Source organism: Paenibacillus sp. CAA11, assembly GCF_003060825.1.
Taxonomy (GTDB): Bacteria; Bacillota; Bacilli; order Paenibacillales; family Paenibacillaceae; genus Fontibacillus.
In genome coordinates, this window is record NZ_CP028922.1 from 2,429,593 (window position 1) to 2,451,766 (window position 22,174).

Sequence of the window (22,174 nt, forward strand, 5' to 3'; positions counted from 1 at the left end):
GAGAGTGCCATGAAATCTATCACCATTCTGATTGCGGATGACGAGGCGGAAATCGCCGACCTGATCGAACTGCATCTAGTCAAAGAGGGTTACCGGTGCCTGAAAGCTGCTGACGGACAAGCCGCGCTCGACATGTTCCAGACGCAGTCCGTGGATTTAGCGATATTGGATATTATGATGCCCAAGATCGACGGGTACGAAGTGACCCGGTTAATCCGCGAGCAATACCATCTGCCCATTATTTTTCTAAGCGCGAAGGCAAGCGACATGGATAAGATCACCGGCCTGGTTCGCGGTGCCGATGACTATATGGTCAAACCGTTTAACCCTATGGAGCTGGTAGCTCGGGTAAACGCTCAATTACGCCGTTTCATACAGTTGAATCCGTCAATGGCCGGTCCGGCGGACACGTCCGTACTTGAAGCTGGAGGACTCGTAATCCATCCTGAGCAGCGAACGGTTTTCCTATACGGTAACCCGATAGAACTTACGCCCAAGGAGTTCGATATATTGGTGTTGCTCGCGAGCCATCCGAAGAAAGTATTCAGCCCGGAGCATTTATTTCAGAGTGTGTGGGGCGAAGCATATTATGAAGGCGGGAATACGGTGATGGTGCATATTCGAACGTTGCGGAAGAAGCTGGGGGAGGATCAGCGTAAGAACAAGTTAATCAAAACGGTCTGGGGAGTAGGTTATACATACAATGGCTAAACCCATTTTTCGAAGCTTCCGTTTCCAAATGATCCGTTTGTTTGGGCTCAGCATGCTGTTGTCCGCGGGTACTACCTTTTTAATTTACTTGGTGCTACAGCAGTATTACCACACACTGCTCCGTGAAAACGTGATGTTCCAAGTTCGCGAATTCATTCGGGGTATCGGCGATACTAACGCGTTTCTGATCCTCTTTTTTCCGATTTCGTTTTTTTATTTCTTTCTGCTTACCCGGCGTTACGTTGCCTATTTCCAGGAGATTTCCCGCGGGATCAACCAATTGGCTGGAGGGGATTTATTCCATCAGGTTCTTATCCCGACCAATGATGAATTCGGAGACATCGCCCGGGACATCAACTTAGCCAGCGAAAAGCTGAAGCAAGCGGAGGATCGGGGGGATTTCGCCGAGAACAGCAAGGAGCAGTTAGTGCTTAACCTTGCACATGATTTGCGCACCCCGCTGACTTCTGTCATCGGGTATTTGGATTTTGTTCTTCAAGGCAAGGATTTGACAGCCGAGCAAATGAAGCACTACACGACGATCGCCTTTACGAAATCGCAGCGGCTGGAGAAGCTCATCGACGAGCTGTTTGAGATAACACGGATGAATTACGGCAAGTTAAGTATTCACCGCGAGCCGCTTGACCTAGGGAAGCTGCTGACTCAATTAACCGAAGAGATGTATCCGGTTTTTGAAAAAAATGAGCTGACCGCACGGCTTGAGATTGCTTCGCATCTGATGGTCTCCGGTGACGGTGACCTGCTCGCACGCGTTTTCGAGAACCTGCTGTTCAATGCTGTTCGTTACGGTAGGGATGGCGAATACGTCGATATTCGCGGAAGTCATAAGGAGGGGAAAGTCGTTATTCAAGTCATTAATTACGGGAGTACTGCCATCCCGCCTGATGAACTTCCTCATATATTTGATATGTTTTTTACCGGGGATCGTGCACGAACCCACCAGGAGGGGAGCACCGGGCTTGGCCTGTTTATCGCCAAGAACATCTTAGAACAGCATGAAGGTGTTATATCGGTTCAAAGTGATCTCATCTGTACCGAATTCGAGGTGCAGTTGCCTTACTTGGCATCATCAACAACAACAAATTAAAACAATTCCATTAAGGTGCTATGGGGAATACGAAAAAAGAAGTCGATCATTTCGATGATCGACTTCTTTTTAATTTACTGCACGGTCAAAATTTGTGGACCTTCAGGCGTGATCGCGATCGTATGCTCGTATTGGGCGGCAAGCTTGTGATCCATCGTCCGTGCGGTCCAGCCGTCCGAATCAATTGTCATAAGGTAGGTGCCTTCGGTGATCATGGGTTCAATTGTGAACACCATACCTTCCTTGATACGCATGCCTTTTCCGGGTTTGCCAACATGCATATAGGTCGGCTCCTCGTGCAGGTCGCGGCCGATGCCATGGGCGAGAAGATCGCGTACGACGCCGTAACCGTGTGATTCCGCATGCCGCTGAATTGTGCTTGTCACGTCGCCGAGTCGATTGCCAGGCTGTGCCTGTTTGATGCCCAGGTCAAGACATTCCTTCGTGACGCGCATCAACTTCTCGGCTGTCGGCGAGATCTGCCCGACTGCATAGCTCCAAGCCGAATCGCCAAGCCAGCCATCGAGCTCAGCGACCGTGTCGATCGTGACGATATCGCCTTCCTCAAGTGGCTTATTGCTAGGGAAGCCATGTGCGATCACGTCGTTAAGTTAGGATTTGAATGTCGTGGTGGGAAAGATATGTTAATCTGTCTTATAGTGAACCCCATTTAGAGAGAGGGATGTTGCTTGAGAAGAAGCGTATTATATATCGAAGATAATGAGAAAATAGGCAGTTGGGTAAAAGAAGAATTGGAACAGCGAGGATTTTCGGTTCAGTGGCTGCTTTCTGGTGAAGAAGCCGAACGAGAAGTAGGTCAGCATGAAGTCGTTATTTTGGATATCATGTTACCCGGTTTAGACGGATTTACGATAGGAAAGCGATTAAAAAAGGCAGCTCCTGACCTTCCTATATTGCTGTTATCGGCTCGAACGTCGATAGCTGATAAGGTCGATGGTTTGCAATTTGCTGATGATTATTTAACAAAACCATTCCATACGGATGAATTGATTGCAAGATTAGAAGTATTAATCCGGCGAAGAGGCGCAACTCATTCCGAACGCTTTTCATTAGGAAATCAGATCGAAGTAGATCCACAAGGCCAAATGGTGTTTGACAAACGCACAGGAGAAGAAATTATATTGACTGGTAAACAACATCAAATCTTAATGTACTTCCTAAGGCACCCTAATCAGGTTTTACCAAAAGAACAAATCTATGAAGCTATATGGGAAGAACCATACATGACGGGTGACAAAACATTAATGGTACATATCCATCGGCTGCGTCAAAAGCTGGAACGTCATCCAGATTCACCGGAGATTATTGAAACTTTGAAGGGAATTGGTTATCGGGTGAAATTATGAAGCAAAATAGATCATTATTTCGTCGTTTTCTAAAAGTCCATTTTCTATTTATCTTTCTTCCTCCTATTATGCTTATTTTCTTCAGTGCGTTTTTTGAGGTTTCTGATACCCATAAAAAAGAACTAAGTACGTTAAATCTGTTTTACGTTACCGTACTATTGTTTGGTTTTATTCTAATCGCTTTTGTTATTTTATCTTGGCTGTTCTTCTTGAAACTTCAAAAACGTCTAGTCCGCTTACAGGAAGTCATGTCATTTTCAGCTAAAAACAACTCATTTCCAGAACTCATACCTGTTCAATCGGATCGAATGGATGAGATAGATCAATTAGGAAGTTCTTTTAATTGGATGATTCAGCAGCTTGAAGGCAGCCGCAAGCGAGCATATGAAGAAGAATTGTTACGACATCGCCTCATTACAAATTTATCGCATGACTTAAGAACGCCACTTACCATTTTGAGGGGACATATCACCAGATTAAATAAAGAATCCTTGAGTCTTGAAGGACAAGACTCGTTAACAGAGATCAACCATACGATTACACGAGTCGGGGATCTAATGGATGATTTACTTACCTATACGTTGCTTACATCAGGAAAACATCCTTTTGAGCCCGTTTCAACAGATATGGGGCGTTTAGTTAGGGCATCTGTTGCTGCGTGGTATCCTGTATTTGAAGAACATGAGATTCAGCTCGATGCAGATTTACCGGCAGACGAAACTTTTTATTGGCTAGCCGATCCTAAATGGATGACACGGGTTCTGGATAATTTATTTCAGAATATAGTTCGCCATGCAGCAGAGGGAAAGTATGCAAATATTGTGGTCGATGTAGAACAAGAACAGATTATTGTTGCGGACAGCGGTCCAGGTATGAATAACTCTTCCTATGATCAGGGGGCGGGGATTGGTTTATCGACATGTCATTATATGTTGAACAAAATGAAGCTGAAGGCTGATTTTACATCAAATGAAAATGGTACGAGGGTAGTTATTGGTAGGGCTTAATTTAAAGTTAACCCAGAATTAAACAGGCTGATAAACGGGATGTAACTTTGCGTCTATAAAATTAAAACCATAACAGAAAGGGAGTGTTATGGTTGCTTGAAATTAATAGCTTAGTCAAACATCGCGGAACTCAAGAAATTTTATCAGGTATCAGCTTTACAGCTAGACCAGGTAGAGTAACCGGATTTTTAGGTCCAAATGGAGCAGGTAAAAGCTCTACGCTTCGCATCCTGCTTGGATTAGATCGTGCCACCTCTGGGAGTGCGCTAATTAATGGCAAGCCATTCGCAGAATTACATAATCCTTTAACGACTATAGGTGCCGTATTGGATGGATCTGGAGCCCACCGTAGCCGAACAGGACGGGCACACTTGCGCTGGATTACACATGCTGCAGGATTGCCTCGCTCACGTGTCGAGGAAGTTCTGAAGATAGTGGGTCTTATTGATGCAGCTGGTCAAAGAGTGGGAAAATACTCCTTGGGGTTGGGGAGAAGGCTTGGAATAGCAGCAGCACTGCTTGGTGATCCAAAAATATTGGTTCTGGATGAACCCGTAAACGGCCTAGACCCGGAAGGAATTCGCTGGATTCGGACATTTTTACGTGAACGCGCCGAGTCCGGGAACACGGTGTTACTATCCAGTCATCTCATGGGAGAGCTTGCAGAGACTGTTGATGACGTGGTGATTATTAAGCATGGAACCATTGTTGCCAATGGAACCTTGGAACAAGTAATAGGTAACCACTCCTCGCTGGAGGAAGCCTTTTTTGCCCTGACATCTGACAAAGCAGGTGACATGGTATGAGAGCATTCAACGCGGAACTGTCTAAACTGTTCTCCCTGCCGGGCATTTGGCTTGCCTTTCTTATCGGAGCATTTGCCCCAGCGGTCATAGCTGCCTTGGACAGTATATCGGAAAAAGAGGAAATTATAGCTGGCGTTAGCACACGGCTACCGGAAGTTGGTTATATTGGATTAGCTCTTGGAGTGCAGGGTGCCATCATACTAGGTGTGCTTGCTGTCAGCAGTGAGTATTTGACAGAGAGCAGTGAATCTGGCGGAGGACAACAGATTACAACAAGCTTAACTGTTGTTTCATCAAGGCTTCATTTTTTGCTGGTCAAAGCAGGCGCTGTGACAGCGATCAGCATATTGCTTTGTGTTGTTGCTATTATAACAACTTTGTCAGCCACGCACCTTGTTCTTGGTGAGTACACACCGGCATTTGAATGGTCTAAACTGCTAGGTGCAGTTTGTTACTGGACATTTACTGCTCTTTTAGCATTGGGGATTACTGTTCTAACTAAGAATGGCACTATTCCACTTGCTGTGCTCATCCTAAATACATCCTTTGTATCCTTCAGTTTCCTGCTTTCTAAGGCTACAAAGTTAGCGCTATACTTGCCAGACCGGGCTGGCACTGAGATGTTTATGTTTACGAGCGACAGATTTCTCACCCCGTTCACAGGCGGTTTAGTCATGTTTGCCTGGGTAGCCGTTCTTTTCATTGCTGCAGCTATTGTATTCCATAGGAGGGACGTTGCATCATGAGTGTCCCTTCTAGTAAGAAGATAACATTAATCCTCCGTGCTGAACTGGACAAATTAGTCACCTTACCCTTGACATGGCTCACCCTTATGGGCACATTCATTCTTAATTTAATTTTAGCCGCAGCTTATACATCGATCGGTCTACAAGGGGCAGCAGGGAAGCAAAGTATACTGAATATAGGGCTTGCTTCTATGGGATATCTTCAATCAGGGTTCATTATTCTTGGAGTCTTAGCTGCTTGTTCGGAGTATAACGGTGGACAAATTCGAACTACGTTAACTACGATACCTTGGCGAGGGATTCAACTATCCACAAAGTATTTGGCATTGGCAATCATAACCGCTCCCATCGCTTTTATTATTGCTGCATCAGGCGTACTATACACTTTTATTAGGATGAGAAGTACAGCAGTAGGGTTTGAAATAGACACCATAATAGAGGCATTAGCAGGTGCAACAGGCTATCTAACACTAACTACACTTCTCAGTGCAGCTGTAGGTGCTTTATTAAGGCGGACCACTCCTGCTTTAGTGGTAATGCTTGGCTATCATTTCGTTATCAGTCCATTGGCGAGAGACTATCTATCTAGGTTTAAAAATTATTTTCCGGATATGGCAGGATATTATATGTATACGATGCCTTCATCTGGCGAAATAAATGCCCTTACACCAAAGCAAGGGGCAGGTATTTTGATGTTATGGACCCTGATGTTTACTACAGCAGCTATTATATTTTATCGCAGGAGAGATGCCTAAGTTTAGGATTTCTATCTGATAGGGTGATTGTCTGGAGATAAGAATAGTCATAACCAGTAGGTGAAATTCGAGGTGATAAGGATGAGTATATTAAGATACAGTTATCCCACAATGCTAAAAAGAAGCAAAAGCTTGTCTTATCGACAGCAAGTTACTTCAATGACAACGGTACTAATGAATTTTTTAGTAGAGCATAAGTTAATTGTGATAGAACCTTTCCATGAGGATGGTTCGCTTAAGGACGACTTGGAACTGCGGAGCTCTGATTTAACCGATTTAGGGAATGAATTCTTCAAAGTAGTTTTCCCCAAATGGTCTGCGTATATTGATCGCGGCGGAGATATTCAAAAAACAACCATGGATTGAACAAGCTGCAAATATAGCTTCGGTTTTGTGAATAAAAGAACGCTGACAGTTGTTCAACCCGATAGCGTAGTAATGATGCAGCTAACTAGAACAGTATTGGTTGGTTAGCTAATACTTTCCGTTACTTAGGGGGCACAACGCTATGTTGTGCCCCCTTAATTATTTCCATAGAGGGCTTGTTTTCGGTAACAAATTAGGAGGTAGCTAAGAGTGATTCAAGGATTTAGTCCAACTGATCGAGTAGTCATAATGAATGCAGATGATTTGGGAGTGACGCACTGCACGAATCAGGCTAGTTTACCCGAGGTTATCGGAAAATGAACCTTTTGCCCTTATTGTTTGTTCTTATATCAGACGGTAATAACCTTCCAAGTAAGCTTTCACTAGAAGACCGTTGATCTAGAAATTACAGAAGAACGGATGGAGGTGTACTACGGATGAAGAGTGACAGGGAGCTGTTCGAGGCTTATAAGCAGGATGTATATAAGCTTTGCCGGTACATGACAAATAACGGGACCGATGCCGAGGACATTTGCCAGGAAGTATTCATTAAAGCTCTCGGACAGGACCGAAACCGGGTAACCGAGGAAAGGGCGTGGTTGCTGCGCATTGCGGCTAACCTGTGCCGAAATCATTACAATCGGAAAAAGAGAGGGGCTTATAAGGAGATCCGCTCCGTCTTCCTCATGAGGCCATCCATGCCCGAGCAGCCGGAAGATGAGGTGGTGAGGCAGGAGCAGTCCGATGAGTTCGCTCAGTTGCTAGAAGACCTGCCTGTGAAGCTTCGCACAACCCTCACGCTCCGCTACGGGAATGGTCTCAGTCTGGAAGAAGTGGCGCAAATATTGGAGATTCCGCTCGGCACCGTGAAATCGAGAATCCATAAGGGCTTGGCGCTGATGAGAAAAAGGATGGAATCTCAGGAAAGCTGCAACGGGAAAGGAGAAGAGTGCTTTGACTAAGTCGATGGAATGGAATCTAGAACGGATGGGACGCCCTTTGGACGGGGAGCCGGATTATGAGGCCATGTGGAGTAGGATCGAAGAACGGCTCGCGCATAAGAATCAACTGGAGCGTGCTTCCCAGCGGGGGATTCGTCATAAGAAGAAAGTGCTCGTGCTGGTAGCTTCCGTCTCCATTTTGGCAGCCCTACCGGCTATGGCTGCCGTAAACGGTAGCTGGGATAGCTTATGGAATGGCCGAAGCTCGTTTAACGCTATCGAGCAAGGGGTAGGAAATCGTATTAATCAGACGGTCACAAGCGGAGGAATCCCCCTCACCTTAGACGGAGTGGCAACCGACGACCAGCGGATGAACATGCTCTTGACCATGAATGTTTCTGATCTTCCTACTTACGATGCCATAGAATTCGGGAGGTCGGAGCTGTCGGAAGGCAAGGATAAGGCGAAGCGTATTCAAGTACAGCTCAAGCAAGATCAGGGCCAAGGGCGTCTGTTCGGATTAGCGACGGTGCAGAACAAGCTAGGGGAAGAAAGAAAGAGTTACCGTCTTACCTTGGAGAACATAGTCTTCTATCAGTACCGCAACTTCCCGCTGGATGTGATTCCAGCTGAATCACAGGACAAGACAGCTGCGCTTTCTGGTGGTCCTGTGACTTCCGTTGAGATGACCTCGGTAATCCGCAAAGGGAATGTTTTCACGGTACGGTATAAGCTCAGCGGGGTAAACCAAGAGGCCGCACGGAAGGCCAATCCGCATCTTGTGCTTATCTCAGGTGGTCAGGTTATCAAGGAAAAGTATGCAGCTGTGCTTCCTTCTGAGGATCCGAACGTGATCGTATGCCAAAGCAACTTTGAAATCTCCGATGCCGATCTTAAAAAGTCGCATTTTGAGCTCTCCGTTCTTGAGGAATCCGGAAGAAAAGAGGGCAGCTGGAACTTCGCCTTCGAGGCTGACGGGAAGAAAGCGGCTCAGGCTATGTTTGCGGTTCAGCTGGAGCCGGCGGATGTTGCTAATGATTCCATGATGAAATTCACTGAACTGGTGATTACCCCTCTCGAGATCCGATTGATGTATGAAATGGGAGGGCGTTCCCCCCAACCGGATGTTCCTCTGATTCATTATGAATCGGTTAAGCTCATCGTTGACGGGCAGGAAATGGACAGCGGATCGGGCTTCTGGACGACGAAGGACGGCCGCTTCTACCGTAGGTTCGAGCTGCCGCAGTGGTACGAGCAGAAGGATTGGAGTAACGTGCCTATGAAGGTGATTCTTTCTGGCAAAAAAGTTCAGGAGCGCGCCAATAAAGACCATTTACTTACACTGGATCAGCCTGCAGCCCAAAAAAAGACGGTAACGACGGAGCTGCATGGCACTTCGGTTGAGTTTACTTATTACAAAGAAGGTAAGGATCTGATCGTGGAGTCTTCCTCCAGTGATCCATCGTTTGGGGGCATCACCCAAAGCTACCTTGACATCAACGGGGAGAGGAAGTTTCCCGAAATAAATCCGAATCCTCCGGAAGGAAATGGAACCAACCGCAAAGTCGAACGCTACGTCAATATACCAGAGGGTGACTTGAAACTGAATCCTTTCTTGTACCAATGGTTTGATCCCAAGGCTAGAGTGGAGTTGAATCTCCGCTAATATGTCAGTTGTATGTCAGTTGCAGGGCTCTAGCCCTTACAAATGATCAAGGAAGCGGTACAAGGTATTATTCCACATCAACTGGATGCTGAATTTTATCCTTATAATCATCCACATAAAGTTGTCCGTTGCTACCTTTTACGGCGTAAAATATATCCTCTAACTTTTTGCCACGTGCCTTTAGTTGGGACAATATCCAGGATTCAGAGATATGGTTGGAGTTTAGAGTGTCGTGCAAAAGCTGTCCGTCTATTATAAGCTCAATTGGAAACTGTGTGGCATTACCTGCATTCAACTGCAGATCTTTTAATGTCGCGGCTTGTAGCTCCTTTTTCTTTTGAACAGATAGTTTACCGTTAATCTCAAGTAGAGCGTACTCCACATCGTCTATATTAAAAATCTCTTTCTGGCGAAGCTGTTCGTTCAAAGAATCAATTGTCATATTACTTTTTTTCATATTATCTTCCAAAATTAACCCACCTTCTATGAGAACGGTGGGTGTTCCTTCTGTCCACATCTTAAATTTTCTGAATTTTAAAAAAAGCTTGGATAAAACATAAGAAGTAATTGTGAAGACAGACAGGGCTATTAATAGGTGGGTAACTTCTATTTTCTCATTAAATGCAAAGTTGGCTGCTATAGCGCCCAATATGACTGCTGTTACGAATTCATGAAAGTTCATGTTGGAGAGGGTCTGCTTTCCTAGTGCTCTTGCAATTACCATTAGGATTACGAATGCTGAAAAACTTCTAATCAAAATAATGAGATGGTCCTTCATGCAAAACCCTCCAAGTTTAAAAGTGTATTTTCAATATATAGATTACCCACTATAATTGAAGGATATACCAGCATAAGTGTGCTTTTGAACTGGTTGCTAAACGTAATAATCTCTAATTAGGAGTTAACAAGCGAGTAACAGGCGACAACATAACTTTATAGTGGGAGTGGAAATATGAAAAAAATAATATTGCTTTGTATTATGATAATGTTGATGCTAGCATCGGCTTGTGGAAATGTTGAAACGACATCAAATCCAAATACTTCTAGTGAGCCTAAACCTGCAAAGGATGAGTCTATTATTCCAAAAAATACATCCGAATATTGTGATTTAGAAAGTAAAAATTTGGATAGTGAAACTGAAAAATATTTCTATGGAACTTGGAAGGTTGAGAAGCTTTTAGGATTTGCAAATTCATATAATGATGCTTCTGAATATCCAACAGGGCAAAAATTTATTGGAGATGAAATTATAATCAAAAAAGACTTTTTTTCATCAAAAGGACTAAAAAACTATAAGAAATATCAATATGAACTAAAAAATCCACTATATGAGATTACAGCGAAATGCTCTAACTCTGACTCTTTTTATAGATCATATAAAATAGATATCCCAAACTTAAATATAAACGATGTAGTAAAAGTAATAGATATAAGTGAACCTTCTACAAAACGTAGCATACCTGTAAGTGTAGGTTTTTTTGTTGTTAATAACGATAGGCTTATCTTGATATCAGAGGCAACTATTTTTGAGCTTAAAAAAATTACTGATTAAATGAATTAAGGTTCTATGGCAGGAACCTATATGCCAATTTGTGATTCGTTCCAGTTAAAATTTGAACAGAAGATAATGCAGACAGAACTTTTACTTACTTGAAAAAATCAATCCATAGACAAGGAGCAAGATCCACGGAGATCTTGCTCCTTGTCTATATTTATATAGGGAAAGATAAAATTCCTTGGCTGCGACGAAGACCCAATGTGGGATAAACTTCATCAGAAAAACACCCTGTTGCTAAATAAAAACATAGTCCAATAAGAGTTCGCGCCAAGCGCGGTTTTTCTGTTTTAAATGCCGATATGTTTTCTGAATTTCACTGGGACTAAATGAGATTGAAAATCATTATCATTTATGCTATCATGATTTTTGTTCAGTACTGAACAAAAAGTCCGGCTGGCTGCGGCGGCTAATGAACTTGGCCGCCTGTAACTATGAATACAAGAGAGGGGAGATTGTGCAATTGGAGTTTCTGTATCAATCTAAACGTCATCTTTACGAGCAGTATATAAAAATGCTGCATCTGAATGAGTTGTATACTGAACATGAAATTGACATGTTTCGGCAACTAGCCAGGGAGCAACAGATTGACATGCTCTCTAACAATATTACAAGTGTACACGTTATCGATTGCATTGGTGATTATGAACCTATAAACCATACCGGAATTGTGAAGAAAATGGATTTGTCCAAAGCAAGCATTACTAATATTTGTTCAAAGCTGCTGGAAACGGACTTTATTATGAGAAGTCAGCTGAACAACAATCGTAAGGAGATTTATTTTAGCTTAACGGATAAGGGAAGACGTGTTTATCATTTGCATAAAAAGCTGCATCAAGAGAAAGAAGAAAGTTTTTACCGTTTTATCGAATCCTATTCAGAGTCTGAGTTACAGACTATCCGAAAATTTATGAGTGATTTGTTGGTGCGTGCCGAAGAAGACTACGGAAGGGGAGCAGGGGAAAATGAAGACCTTAAAGATTGAAGAATTAAGAAGCAAAGTTGAAGGGAAAGAAATTTTAAAAGGGCTCACATTGGAGATTCATGGCGGAGAAATCCATGCGATTATGGGTCCTTCAATTTGAGATAGAAGGAAGCATCGGTTGACTTATTAATTTAATCTATCAAGCATTTTACTTTTCAGGAGGCATGGGGTGTGTTTTAATGAAGAAAAATAACTCAGACATCTCAGAATTAGAGCAAATTACTCGCGAGAAAAAGAAAATTCAGTTCTATCTCAATATGCTCTTAGGACTGAGTGCAAGTTGTGGTGTGATAATACCTACAGATCCAATTTATACGATTTTAATGGAACTTTCAGATCAAGAGGCCTCCCTTATAAAAAAGTTAGAGGATCAATCAGAACATCTTATGGTCAAATCGAGCAGCTAAGATAGCTTGATGTCGGGGGACAAGAACAGGAGCCGATTGCCGATTAGACAAGTATCTAATATTAAATATCAGAAAATGATATCCCTTCAAGAAGCAACGGCAGTCGGGCCAAGAGATCGGCTGCCGTTGCAGGTGATTGTCATGATGGTGGCTTTCGAAATCTCGCTCAAAGCCTTAAGCCTAAACGGGCGCTTTTCTGGAATTGTGAGAAGGTTTATTAAATTGAATAATGGAAGAATACGTTGTACAATCTCTATTTTAGAGTTATGGATTACATAATATTAAAAGAAGCAAGCCAAAAGTAGAGTTAACTCCCCGAATGAGCCGATGGGCGGGAGAACAAAGCAAAGAAAGGAACAGAAACATGATTAGTGTTTTGATTATAGACGATGACAAAGAGCTTTGCGCTCTTATAAAAAAATGTGTAGAGCAGGAAAATCTACCTGCTTTAATTGCTCCAGGCGGTGTAAAAGGGCTGCGGTTGGCTGATGAAAATCGGAATAGCCTTTCGCTTGTCATTCTTGATGTCATGATGTCCGACTTGGACGGTTTTCAAGTGCTCCAAAAAATTAGAGAAACCAGCAATGTCCCTGTTCTGATGCTCACCGCCAAAAGTGACGAGGAAGATAAAGTTTCCGGGCTGCAGCTCGGTGCTGATGATTATTTGACAAAGCCATTCAGTATTAACGAACTGATGGCCCGTGTCAATTCCCTTATTCGCCGCTATACCACCTTAAACTCTACGACGGGAATAGACACCGAGTGCATGGTGCTTAACGAAATGGTCCTTGACAAAACAAACCGTCTTGTTACTGTGAAGGACAATACGGTCGAGCTTACTGGAAAGGAATTTGATCTGCTTTTCTTCCTGGCAACAAATAAAGGGCGGGTGTTCACCAAAAAACAGATTTACACTCAGGTCTGGGAAGAAGATTACGCTTTTGACGACAGCAATATCATGTCTTTTATTAGTAAATTGCGAAAAAAGATTGAGCCAGATCCAGAGCATCCGTTTTATATCCAAACCGTGCGTGGCGTGGGGTATCGCTTCAATAAGGAGGCATGAATATGAGTATTGATGGTTATCTGATTTTGGGATTTGTCCTTGCACTGCTGATTATCCTGTATCTTGTTTTGAAGCTGCATCATTTCCGGGAACAGCTCTCTTTTATTAAAGACGCTTTGGAGGATCTGAAAAGCGGCAATCTCAACCGCCGTGTTCTGGTACGTGAAAACGATATGACAAGACAAATTTGTTATGATATCAACGAAGTTGCAATTAGTGGCCAATCCCGGCTTATTCAGCAAAGACAAGCAGAGCAGGCATTTAAGCGCCTAATGACAAGCCTTTCCCATGACGTAAAGACCCCTTTGGCTTCGCTTGTCGGCTATTTGGAAGCCATCGAAAACGGGTTAGTAACCGGGCAGGAAAAAGACGAATATATTCATGTAGCTTCTGATAAAGCGCATCGTCTTAAAGATTTCGTCACAGCCCTATTTGAATGGGTAAAGCTGGATGCGGGGGAACAGATTTTTCACTTTGAGCAATTTGACCTCAACGAATTATCCCGCAACATTATCGCAGAGTGGGTTCCCATTTTAGAGAATGCTGGTTTAAATTATGACATTGAGATACCCGAAACAGAGTATCCTATTCGGATTGACCCAAACGCATATACCCGTATCCTTAATAACTTGTTGCAAAATATTATGACTCACAGCGAGGCGAATCATGTAGTGCTGTGCATTACCGAGGATACACAGCAGGCAAAAATCATGGTAACAGACAACGGCAAAGGAATTTCACCCGAAGATATTCCTCATGTCTTTGAGCGAATGTATCGGTGCGATCACTCCAGGTCTGCCAAAGGAAATGGGCTTGGGCTTTCTATTGCCAAAGAACTTGTCAGCGCCCACAAAGGAATGATTACAGCGGCCAGCACGCCTGGCTTAGGAACTACATTTACGGTTTTATTGCCGAAAGCCCTGTGAACCCACAGGGCTTTCTTGCTGTCAAAACAAGTTTAAAACAAGGTTCCGGCAAGGTTTTGGCAAGGTTAATGTTTTATACTTCTAATTGTCATTGTTTCTGCCATTCTACTTGGTTATGACATTACAAAAGCAAATTAATTGAGAGTGAGGAAATTTTATATGAATGATTTTGTGATTGAAACGAAACAACTGACCAAAATCTACGGTGATCAGACAGCAGTTAGCACAGTCAACCTCCATGTAAAAAAAGGCCGGATTTACGGTCTGTTAGGGCGAAACGGAGCCGGGAAAACCACTATTATGAAAATGATTTTAGGCTTAACTCCGATCACTTCTGGCGAGGTAGATGTATTCGGAAAGAATATCAAAGGCCGGGAGAAACGAGTATATCCTCGTATCGGTGCTATTATCGAGACACCAGGATTTTATCCAAATTTAACGGGAACGGAGAACTTGGAGATTTTTGCGAAGCTGCGTGGTACTGCTGCCCCACATGCAGTGGAAAACGCTTTGAAAGTGGTAGGTTTACCTTATAAAGACAAAAAGTTGGTTAGTAAGTATTCCCTTGGGATGAAGCAGCGTCTTGGTATTGCGAACGCTATTTTGCATGATCCAGAACTGCTTATTTTAGACGAACCTACAAATGGTCTAGACCCTATCGGCATTACAGAAGTAAGAGATTTTATAAAGAATTTGAGCGCCACGCAAGGAAAGACAATTCTTATTTCCAGTCATATTCTTTCAGAAATCTCATTATTGGCTGATGATATTGGAATCATCGATCATGGCGTTCTTTTAGAAGAAATCAGCATGAGCGAACTGGAAAAGAAAAACAGGAAGTATATCCAGCTTCAGGTTTCGGATGTTCCCAAAGCCTCTTTGCTTTTGGAGCGGCAGTTTGGTGTGAAGGACTATGAGGTACAGGGCGAGCATTCGCTGCGGCTTTATGACACTTCTCTGGATGTGGCAGCCATCAACAAGGCCCTTGTGGTAGAGGATGTCGCCGTTGTTAGTTCTCAACTTTGTCATGATACCTTAGAGGACTATTTCAAAAAAATTACAGGAGGAGAAGGGATTGCTTAGACTTATTCAAACAGAATTTCTTAAACTGCGCCGAAGAAAACTTGTCTGGCTAATGTTGTTGGCTGCCCTCATTATGCCGTTTTTCGCACTATTATATTTCAAGTATTTTGAGAGAACAGGTGTTGACCCCATACAGTTTTATAAATGGTCTGCATTCGGTTTTACGCTTTGGATTATCTTGCCTTTTATTATAGGAATGCTTTGTACCATACTTATGTATGACGAAAATCAGTATGATATGCTCAAACAACTTTGGATAGTGCCTATCAGCAAAATGGGATACTTTTTCAGTAAATTTTTTGTGGTTTTAATTTACTCCATTTGTTTCATGCTGATTACAGCCGTTGTTTCCGTTCTGTTCAGTGTACTTCCCGGATGTGTCGCATTTGAATGGGGGAGCGTTTTATATTTGCTGAAAAAATGTTTAGAGATTGGTTTTATTACTGCTTTTGCCATGTTACCGATTTTGGCAGTAGCTTCATCCCAAAAAGGATATATTCTTCCGATTTGTATAGCATTGGTTTATATCTTTCTCGGCTTTTTTACAATTTCGGTAAATATGTATTTGCACCCGTTATCCAGTATGGCAGTAATAATTTTACGAAATAGAGATATTCCGGGCATTGTACTTACACAGGCAATTAACATTCCCTTAGCAATTTTTTGCATTTGCTGTTGGGGTATTGTTGCAGTATTACTTGCAAACATCGCATTGGGTAGAAGGAAGTGAGGTGTGATAATGCAAAAATTACTTTGGGCGGAACTTCAAAAGCTTCGCCGTTCAAAGATTATTTGGATTACAGTTTTTGCAACAGTTTTAATTGCAATCATTGTTTTTATAGCGGGCGGAGTTGTGCATGATGGCATCCGAGATATAGACAGTGCAGGTTGGTATATGACTGTTATTCAACCATGGGCAACTTTATTTGTTCTTCCTGCGGTCATTTCCCTTTTGGGCAGTTATATGATTTGTCGTGAAGAACAGGAGGACACTATAAAATCCCTGCGGCTTATTCCCATAAATGAAGCAAAATTAACCGCTTCAAAAATGATTATTACTTTCGCATTCAGCATACTCATTTACTTGCTGCTCTTTGTTATAGCATTTTTAGCCGAATCTATTTTACATTTTTCCGATTTATCGTTGGGAATGAGTTTAAGTTTTCTGAAAACATATTTTCTCAACGGTTTAGGTGTATTCCTTGCCATCTCTCCCATTATTGCATTGGTATCGAATATGAAGAAGAGCTATTGGCTTGCGTTAGTATTAACTGAGATATATTCTTTTGCCGGAATATTTATGAGTATGTCTAATACCCTAAAAACCTTCTATCCCATTACAGCGGTATTTGGTCTTTCCGGCTACTATGAAACTACCATTGAAAATCGGATGGGAAGTATTGCAATCTTGTTGCTATGTGGTTGCCTTTCTGCCTTAATACTAAAAGGGCTAATACATCGTGGAAGAAAATGAAATATTGAAGGGCTAGACGCTTAGGCGCAGAGTAGATGAACAATGAGAGAAAGGTAAATATTCAATGAAAAAAAGGTGGAATATTAGCATATATCCTACTTGTGATTTTTATACTGAAAGAGCCAAAAGGTTTGTAAATTGGGAGGGGGGACGGCAGGCCGTATGATCTTCTGAGCAATATTTTCCGCAATGGTACGTCCGAGGTGTTTGAAGTCTCCGGATTCTTCGACAGCGATTTTATTCATAAACATCCTTATGAGTTGTGACACAATTTATCAAAAGCAAATTTGGGGGTAGTTTAAAGCTACCTTTTATTTAAGGGATTGGCGCATTACCGCTTCAAGTCCATGGGAAACAGCGCTTGAAAGGCGTTTACCATATCCAGAACGTCAGCTACCATAGCCGTCTAAAAAAGGGGATGGACCGTTTCAATGGTGTGGCAACAAAGTACCTGGAGCATTACTTTGCGTGGTTCCGCTATCTCGACAGCAAGGAGTATGAGAACACAACGTCGAACAAGAAGAATATGTTGGTAACATCGTGTTTGCTTTCCGTTAGGGAGACGAACGCAACACTTAGAAAGATAGCTTACGGTTAGCCTTAGCATGCGCGTAGAATATGTCCAATACACAAAATGTTGGCTTTTTTGGAATAGGGGGGTACTTTAATGACAAATGCATTGCAATCAATTATCGAACATTACTTTCCTCTAGATACTGTAAATACTGAACCTGTTCCCTTCGGGTTAACGAATACAACCTGTTTCGTAACGGTAAACGACCAAAAATACGTAGCTCGTCATTATGACCGTTATACTAAGTCCGCAGAAAGTTTACACTTAGAAATGGAAGTGACATCATTTCTGCTACGCTCGGCTCTTTCGTTTAGTATCCCGTCGTTTCTGCCAACGCAGAATGGAGACTTGTATGTTAAGTTATTAGACGGGACAATGGGTGCTCTCGTATCTTATATTCAGGGAACACCTCCACCGCTTCAAACTCCAGATGATGCATACTTATTTGGTCGCGTTGTCGGTGAAGTCAGTGCGAGACTGAGTGAATATAAAAGACCGAAGGATATAAATTACGATGGAATCCAATTTACTGACCTGTATCGGCTACATCCTCTTGCTAGTGCAGAAAATGTAGCTTCTTTCTGGAAACGACCGCCTTTTCCAGTTACAGACGAGCAGAAACATTTTTATTACGAAGCACTGATTTCTGTTGAGACAAATCGTGAAGCTCTATTGTCTTTGCCCCGACAACTGGTCCATCACGACTTATTGGTCTTCAACTTATTATCTGTAGACCGCTGTATTACGGGGGTCTTGGATTTTGATTTCCTTGCGGTCGATATCTCTTTTTTGGAATTCGTGATAAGCCTTAATCATGTTCTTCAGATGTCTGGCGGATCACTTGAAATGGCGGCAGCTTTTATTGAAGGGTATGCTGTGTTTCGGACCTGCTCATCTGAGGAATTGCTGCAACTACGCACATTGACCCGTTTGTACCATATTGCTGTCCTACACATATATATAGGACAATACGGAGCAGGTAAGGACAACTCTACTGCTTTTGCCTACATTGCGAATCAACTAATTGAACGAGATAACTGGTTGGAGCATAATAAAAGTCATCTAGAAGGGTTGCTATTACCGTTATTTCGAAAGGAAACCCTCTAAAATCCGAACAGTTAAATAATCGACCACAGAAGAGGCGGTTGATTATTATTTAAGATAAAATCAACAATCAAATTTAACAAAGCCTTTTGTTTAGAAGACTATATTCGGCTTTGGAGAAACTCGCTATTCTAGAAGAAACTGAACATGAGAGAGCTGGCTTAAATGCTGTCGGCCAAAAATACAGTATTAATACGGGATGGCAACGCCGGTATATGGTGTATGGTTTTGAAGGTTTGGAGAGCTGTGTTCATAATCGAGTTATAGTGCTGAGCTTAAGCTCCAAACGGTGAAGGATTACCTTGAAGGGACGTTATCCCATTATCAGACAACGATAAATATAAGATTGCTAGTAGATTCTGTACACACATATGGAGCAAAAAGAATAATGATGTGTACGTCAATGGCAATACTGTCTCGCTTCAATTCATAAACAAGGTGTTGTAATTCCGGTTGCTGATAAGCTTTCTAAAATTCTTATTGAGTATAAATCTCAAATTAAAAATGTAAATATATTTGACCAGATATTTATGTTTAAAAAAGGGGAGTTTGCTCAAGCGTCAGTTGTCGAGGGACAAGAACATATTCCTATTGAAGTCGCTATTTTAGCGGCTTTTTTATTTTATCGGTACAAGTTCTTGTCCCAAGCCAAGGACAAGAACTTGTACCGATGCCGAAAAGGACAAGAATATGAGCCGATTATCGATTAGATAAGCATTCAACTGCATTTATTAACAAGCAGGGGAGTTCAAGTCTGCTTGAGCTACTCCATTGTCAGGAGTGGCTTTTTATATTTTATGGGGTCAAACTGTACTTTGTGTTTTGATACGTTACGGTGAACCGTATCACAAGTGATGGTACACACGATCACCATTAGAAAAGAAATTGTTTTGGATAGTAGCTATATCAGCAGATTAAGACGATAGTAAGTAATCCGGCGAACAAAGAATAGAACATAGGCTTTTGTTCGCCTCTGCTTTATTGAACCTAGCGTTTCCCGCTGCCCTAGTGGCTTATTTTTTAATCATTGGCTTCATTTCTAAAATTTCGATAATCTTTGGGTGTTCGTTCATAATATTTCTTAAATGATTGAATGAAATGGTTAACATGATTGAAGCCTACTTTGTGCGCAATTTCTGTAATTGTATAATCTGTTGACAGTAACAATTCACTACTTTTTTTGATACGGTACTTAATTAAGTAGTCGTAAGGTGTCATATGAATTTTTTTCTTAAAACTTCGAGTGCATTCCGAAACACTCAGATGTGCCACATCAGCAATTTCTTGCAGCGTGATATTATTAGAGTAATTCTGATGGATGAAGCTAAGCATTAATTGTAGTCTTTCTTGCTGCAATTTTAAGTGTTTAGGAGTTTCCTCAGAAATGAGTGGGATTTTAGAAATTAAGGTAAACCAAAGTTGTACCGTTTTGATTGAAACCTCATATTCCCATCCCCAGCTTTTTTTCATATCAAATTTCTTTTTCATTTCCCAAAGCATAGCTAGCACTTCGTTTTCCCACTCCAGCTCGCCCTTGATTACAAGTGACACCAAAGAAGAATTTGTATAGGGTAGTACATAATTTTTTTCCATGGCACTATCTGTGTAGAAGGCTAGCAGCTTCTCTGGAAAATTAAAGCTGACATACTGACCTTGATGTGTAAGGTGCGTAGTAACATGAAGAATCCCTTTATTAATTAAAATAGCCTGTCCTGTTTCTAGTTCATAATCCATCCCATTAACTTGTATAGCTAGCTTTCCCTTAGTAACCAAAGTAATTTGTAGTTCTTCGTGCCAATGTAAATCATTAAATCCTCTACCTTCCGGAATACTTTTATGAATAGTATGGGTGTACATGATGTACGGAAATGAAACATCAGGATATACAATGGACTCGTGCAATTGTTTTTTCATTTGTGTGGCTCCTTTTCCGTGACGATATTTCTATATAAATTAAAGATATAGTTACACAAATAAAATAAAAATGGTGATATTATTATATCAAATCTTCGGTTTATCATTACAATCCTGTGCACAGACGATTGGATAAAACATCTTGGGGGCGTACATGTGTGAAAATAAATCGATCGTCGTTATCGTTTCATCCGTATATTTTGCTTTTCATCAGTATACTGTCTGTTTCTATCTCATCCATCATGATAAAGTCCTCAGATACTCCAACCTCTGTGGCGGGGATGTACAGATTGTATATATCAGTAATCATTATGCTTCCTTTTATACCTTGGAAAACTCTCCGATCCTCAGAGATCAACAAAAAAGATTGGAGCACTGTTTTTTTAGCTGGTCTATTTCTCGGATTATATTTCTTATGTTGGATGGAATCTTTAGTATATACCTCAGTTGCGAGCTCCATGGTTATCTTATCGTTACAACCTTTATTTGTAATGATTGGTTCATATTTTATGTTTAGAGAACGAACCAACATATTGACAATTCTTTGTTTGTTAGGTGCTCTTCTAGGTTCAGTAATTATAGCTTGGGGAGACATCGGGGTTTCGAGAGAGGCGTTAATAGGAGATGGATTATCCTTATTAGGAACAATTTTGGTTTCAGCTTATATGTTAGCTGGACAGAAAGTAAGTCGCAAAATTCACGCAAATTTATACAGTGTTATTGTCTTCTTTATTGGTGGGAGCGTCATGCTAATATACAGTTTGTTAAATAATATCACTTTGGTAGAATATGACTCCTCTGATTGGACATATTTCTTTTTACTTGCAGTAATCCCAACTATCTTTGGACAATATATTTTTAACCTGTTGTTAAAATCGATAGGTGCAACTACTGTTTCTGTAGGTATTATTGGAGAGCCTGTGTTAGCAATAATTCTCGCCTATCTATTCTTGGGAGAAACAATCTCTATATTTCAATCAGCAGGTGGATTGATGACATTACTGAGCATGGGTATGTATTTTTGGTTACAATCCTTAAACCACTCAGTTGCTAATTATAAATCTAATTGATTAGTGTGTAATTAAGAAAAAACAATAGATGGGGTGAATTTTTAAATGGCAACAATTGATGATTTTTTGGAACTGGATATTCGTGTTGGAACAATTATTAAGGCTGAGTTTTTCGCAAAAGCAAAAGTACCTGCTATCAAACTTGAAATTGATTTTGGACAAGAAATCGGAATAAAAACGTCTAGTGCACAAATAACAAAAAGATATACAGCTGAAGATATTATAGGACAACAAGTAATAGGGGTAGTCAATTTTCCCCCACGCCGTATAGCAGGGTTTAATTCAGAGGTATTAGTTCTTGGGGGAATACCAGAGAAGGGTGATGTCGTTCTATTGAAGCCTGATTTTAAACTACCTGATGGTACACCGATAGGGTGATAGATCGTTTCTATTATTGAGAGTAAGATTTATAAACTGGGTTTACTTTTTATTAAGTAGGTCGTAAACTGTAAAAAGTAAGTAGTACCTAAGACACTTAACAACTTTGAAAATATAAACTTGACCAAACACTTAGAAGGCTTATTCCACTTGTTTAAGATGGAG

Annotated in this window: 23 protein-coding genes and 3 pseudogenes; 23 read left to right on the top strand and 3 right to left on the bottom strand. The window is 41.5% G+C overall.

The annotated features are described in order from the left end of the window. The first annotated feature begins 9 nt into the window (after positions 1-9). Positions 10-711: a response regulator transcription factor gene (locus DCC85_RS11175; RefSeq protein WP_108465658.1), complete on the top strand. Its 702-nt coding sequence runs from the start codon at positions 10-12 to the stop codon at positions 709-711. Continuing rightward, complete coding sequence (locus DCC85_RS11180; protein WP_108465659.1) at positions 704-1,819, top strand: sensor histidine kinase; 1,116 nt, start codon at positions 704-706, stop codon at positions 1,817-1,819. The genes DCC85_RS11175 and DCC85_RS11180 overlap by 8 nt, the downstream gene beginning before the upstream one ends. Positions 1,820-1,893: 74 nt before the next feature. Here DCC85_RS11180 and map read toward each other — a convergent pair. Continuing rightward, positions 1,894-2,430, bottom strand: a pseudogene (gene map, locus DCC85_RS11185) (type I methionyl aminopeptidase); the annotation flags it as partial. 78 nt (positions 2,431-2,508) lie between these two features. Between map and DCC85_RS11190 the strand changes: the two are divergent. From DCC85_RS11190 to DCC85_RS11225, 8 genes are all read left to right on the top strand, one after another. Next, positions 2,509-3,186 (top strand): response regulator transcription factor, encoded by a 678-nt coding sequence (locus DCC85_RS11190; protein ID WP_108465660.1) that lies wholly within the window; start codon positions 2,509-2,511, stop codon positions 3,184-3,186. Then, entirely contained in the window at positions 3,183-4,193 is a 1,011-nt protein-coding gene (locus DCC85_RS11195) for a HAMP domain-containing sensor histidine kinase (RefSeq protein ID WP_108465661.1), read from the top strand. Before DCC85_RS11190 ends, DCC85_RS11195 begins: the two co-directional genes overlap by 4 nt. Positions 4,194-4,276: 83 nt before the next feature. Beyond that, on the top strand, positions 4,277-4,999 hold the full coding sequence (locus tag DCC85_RS11200; RefSeq protein WP_442789528.1) for an ABC transporter ATP-binding protein: 723 nt from the start codon (positions 4,277-4,279) through the stop codon (positions 4,997-4,999). Continuing rightward, positions 4,996-5,745: an ABC transporter permease gene (locus tag DCC85_RS11205; protein WP_108465663.1), complete on the top strand. Its 750-nt coding sequence runs from the start codon at positions 4,996-4,998 to the stop codon at positions 5,743-5,745. Before DCC85_RS11200 ends, DCC85_RS11205 begins: the two co-directional genes overlap by 4 nt. Continuing rightward, positions 5,742-6,500 carry an ABC transporter permease gene (locus DCC85_RS11210; RefSeq protein ID WP_108465664.1) on the top strand — a complete coding sequence of 253 codons (759 nt, stop codon included), beginning with the start codon at positions 5,742-5,744 and terminating at the stop codon, positions 6,498-6,500. Before DCC85_RS11205 ends, DCC85_RS11210 begins: the two co-directional genes overlap by 4 nt. Positions 6,501-6,659: 159 nt before the next feature. Then, positions 6,660-6,866 (top strand): hypothetical protein, encoded by a 207-nt coding sequence (locus DCC85_RS11215; protein ID WP_199909999.1) that lies wholly within the window; start codon positions 6,660-6,662, stop codon positions 6,864-6,866. 437 nt (positions 6,867-7,303) lie between these two features. After that, the gene (locus tag DCC85_RS11220; RefSeq protein ID WP_108465665.1) at positions 7,304-7,828 is read left to right on the top strand and encodes an RNA polymerase sigma factor; all 525 of its coding nucleotides are present in this window, start codon (positions 7,304-7,306) and stop codon (positions 7,826-7,828) included. Beyond that, on the top strand, positions 7,821-9,473 hold the full coding sequence (locus tag DCC85_RS11225) for a DUF4179 domain-containing protein (protein WP_108465666.1): 1,653 nt from the start codon (positions 7,821-7,823) through the stop codon (positions 9,471-9,473). Before DCC85_RS11220 ends, DCC85_RS11225 begins: the two co-directional genes overlap by 8 nt. Positions 9,474-9,540: 67 nt before the next feature. On the opposite strand, the gene DCC85_RS11230 is transcribed toward DCC85_RS11225, so the two are convergent. After that, complete coding sequence (locus DCC85_RS11230) at positions 9,541-10,251, bottom strand: DUF421 domain-containing protein (RefSeq protein ID WP_108465667.1); 711 nt, start codon at positions 10,249-10,251, stop codon at positions 9,541-9,543. Positions 10,252-10,425: 174 nt separating this feature from the next. Between DCC85_RS11230 and DCC85_RS11235 the strand changes: the two genes are divergently transcribed. The 11 genes and pseudogenes from DCC85_RS11235 (at position 10,426) to DCC85_RS11285 (ending at position 18,650) form a co-directional block, all read left to right on the top strand. After that, positions 10,426-11,025, top strand: coding sequence for a hypothetical protein (locus tag DCC85_RS11235; RefSeq protein ID WP_108465668.1), 600 nt, complete (start codon positions 10,426-10,428; stop codon positions 11,023-11,025). Between the two features lie 415 nt (positions 11,026-11,440). Continuing rightward, positions 11,441-12,013 carry a MarR family transcriptional regulator gene (locus DCC85_RS11240; protein ID WP_108465669.1) on the top strand — a complete coding sequence of 191 codons (573 nt, stop codon included), beginning with the start codon at positions 11,441-11,443 and terminating at the stop codon, positions 12,011-12,013. Beyond that, a pseudogene (locus DCC85_RS11245) lies at positions 11,994-12,107 on the top strand (ABC transporter ATP-binding protein); the annotation flags it as partial. The gene DCC85_RS11240 and the pseudogene DCC85_RS11245, both read left to right, overlap by 20 nt. 85 nt (positions 12,108-12,192) lie before the next feature. Beyond that, positions 12,193-12,420, top strand: coding sequence for a hypothetical protein (locus DCC85_RS11250; RefSeq protein WP_108465670.1), 228 nt, complete (start codon positions 12,193-12,195; stop codon positions 12,418-12,420). A gap of 319 nt (positions 12,421-12,739) precedes the next feature. Continuing rightward, positions 12,740-13,486 carry a response regulator transcription factor gene (locus DCC85_RS11255; RefSeq protein WP_442789529.1) on the top strand — a complete coding sequence of 249 codons (747 nt, stop codon included), beginning with the start codon at positions 12,740-12,742 and terminating at the stop codon, positions 13,484-13,486. Positions 13,487-13,488: 2 nt separating this feature from the next. Further along, entirely contained in the window at positions 13,489-14,412 is a 924-nt protein-coding gene (locus DCC85_RS11260) for a sensor histidine kinase (RefSeq protein ID WP_108465672.1), read from the top strand. Between the two features lie 159 nt (positions 14,413-14,571). After that, entirely contained in the window at positions 14,572-15,495 is a 924-nt protein-coding gene (locus DCC85_RS11265; RefSeq protein ID WP_108465673.1) for an ABC transporter ATP-binding protein, read from the top strand. Next, positions 15,488-16,225, top strand: a complete 738-nt coding sequence (locus tag DCC85_RS11270; RefSeq protein ID WP_108465674.1) for an ABC transporter permease — start codon at positions 15,488-15,490, stop codon at positions 16,223-16,225. Before DCC85_RS11265 ends, DCC85_RS11270 begins: the two co-directional genes overlap by 8 nt. 9 nt (positions 16,226-16,234) lie before the next feature. After that, positions 16,235-16,969 (top strand): ABC transporter permease, encoded by a 735-nt coding sequence (locus DCC85_RS11275; protein ID WP_108465675.1) that lies wholly within the window; start codon positions 16,235-16,237, stop codon positions 16,967-16,969. A 302-nt stretch (positions 16,970-17,271) separates the two neighbouring features. Continuing rightward, positions 17,272-17,502 (top strand): annotated as a pseudogene (locus tag DCC85_RS11280) (IS1595 family transposase); the annotation flags it as partial. A gap of 134 nt (positions 17,503-17,636) precedes the next feature. Continuing rightward, a complete protein-coding gene (locus tag DCC85_RS11285) occupies positions 17,637-18,650 on the top strand; it encodes a phosphotransferase enzyme family protein (RefSeq protein ID WP_108465676.1) in 1,014 nt (337 codons plus the stop codon). Positions 18,651-19,667: 1,017 nt separating this feature from the next. Here DCC85_RS11285 and DCC85_RS11290 read toward each other — a convergent pair. Beyond that, on the bottom strand, positions 19,668-20,561 hold the full coding sequence (locus DCC85_RS11290) for an AraC family transcriptional regulator (RefSeq protein ID WP_108465677.1): 894 nt from the start codon (positions 20,559-20,561) through the stop codon (positions 19,668-19,670). A 242-nt stretch (positions 20,562-20,803) separates the two neighbouring features. On the opposite strand from DCC85_RS11290, the gene DCC85_RS11295 reads away from it, so the two are divergent. After that, a complete protein-coding gene (locus DCC85_RS11295) occupies positions 20,804-21,631 on the top strand; it encodes a DMT family transporter (protein ID WP_234414142.1) in 828 nt (275 codons plus the stop codon). Between the two features lie 45 nt (positions 21,632-21,676). Next, positions 21,677-22,009, top strand: coding sequence for a chaperone CsaA (csaA, locus tag DCC85_RS11300; RefSeq protein ID WP_108465679.1), 333 nt, complete (start codon positions 21,677-21,679; stop codon positions 22,007-22,009). The last annotated feature ends 165 nt before the right edge of the window (positions 22,010-22,174 follow it).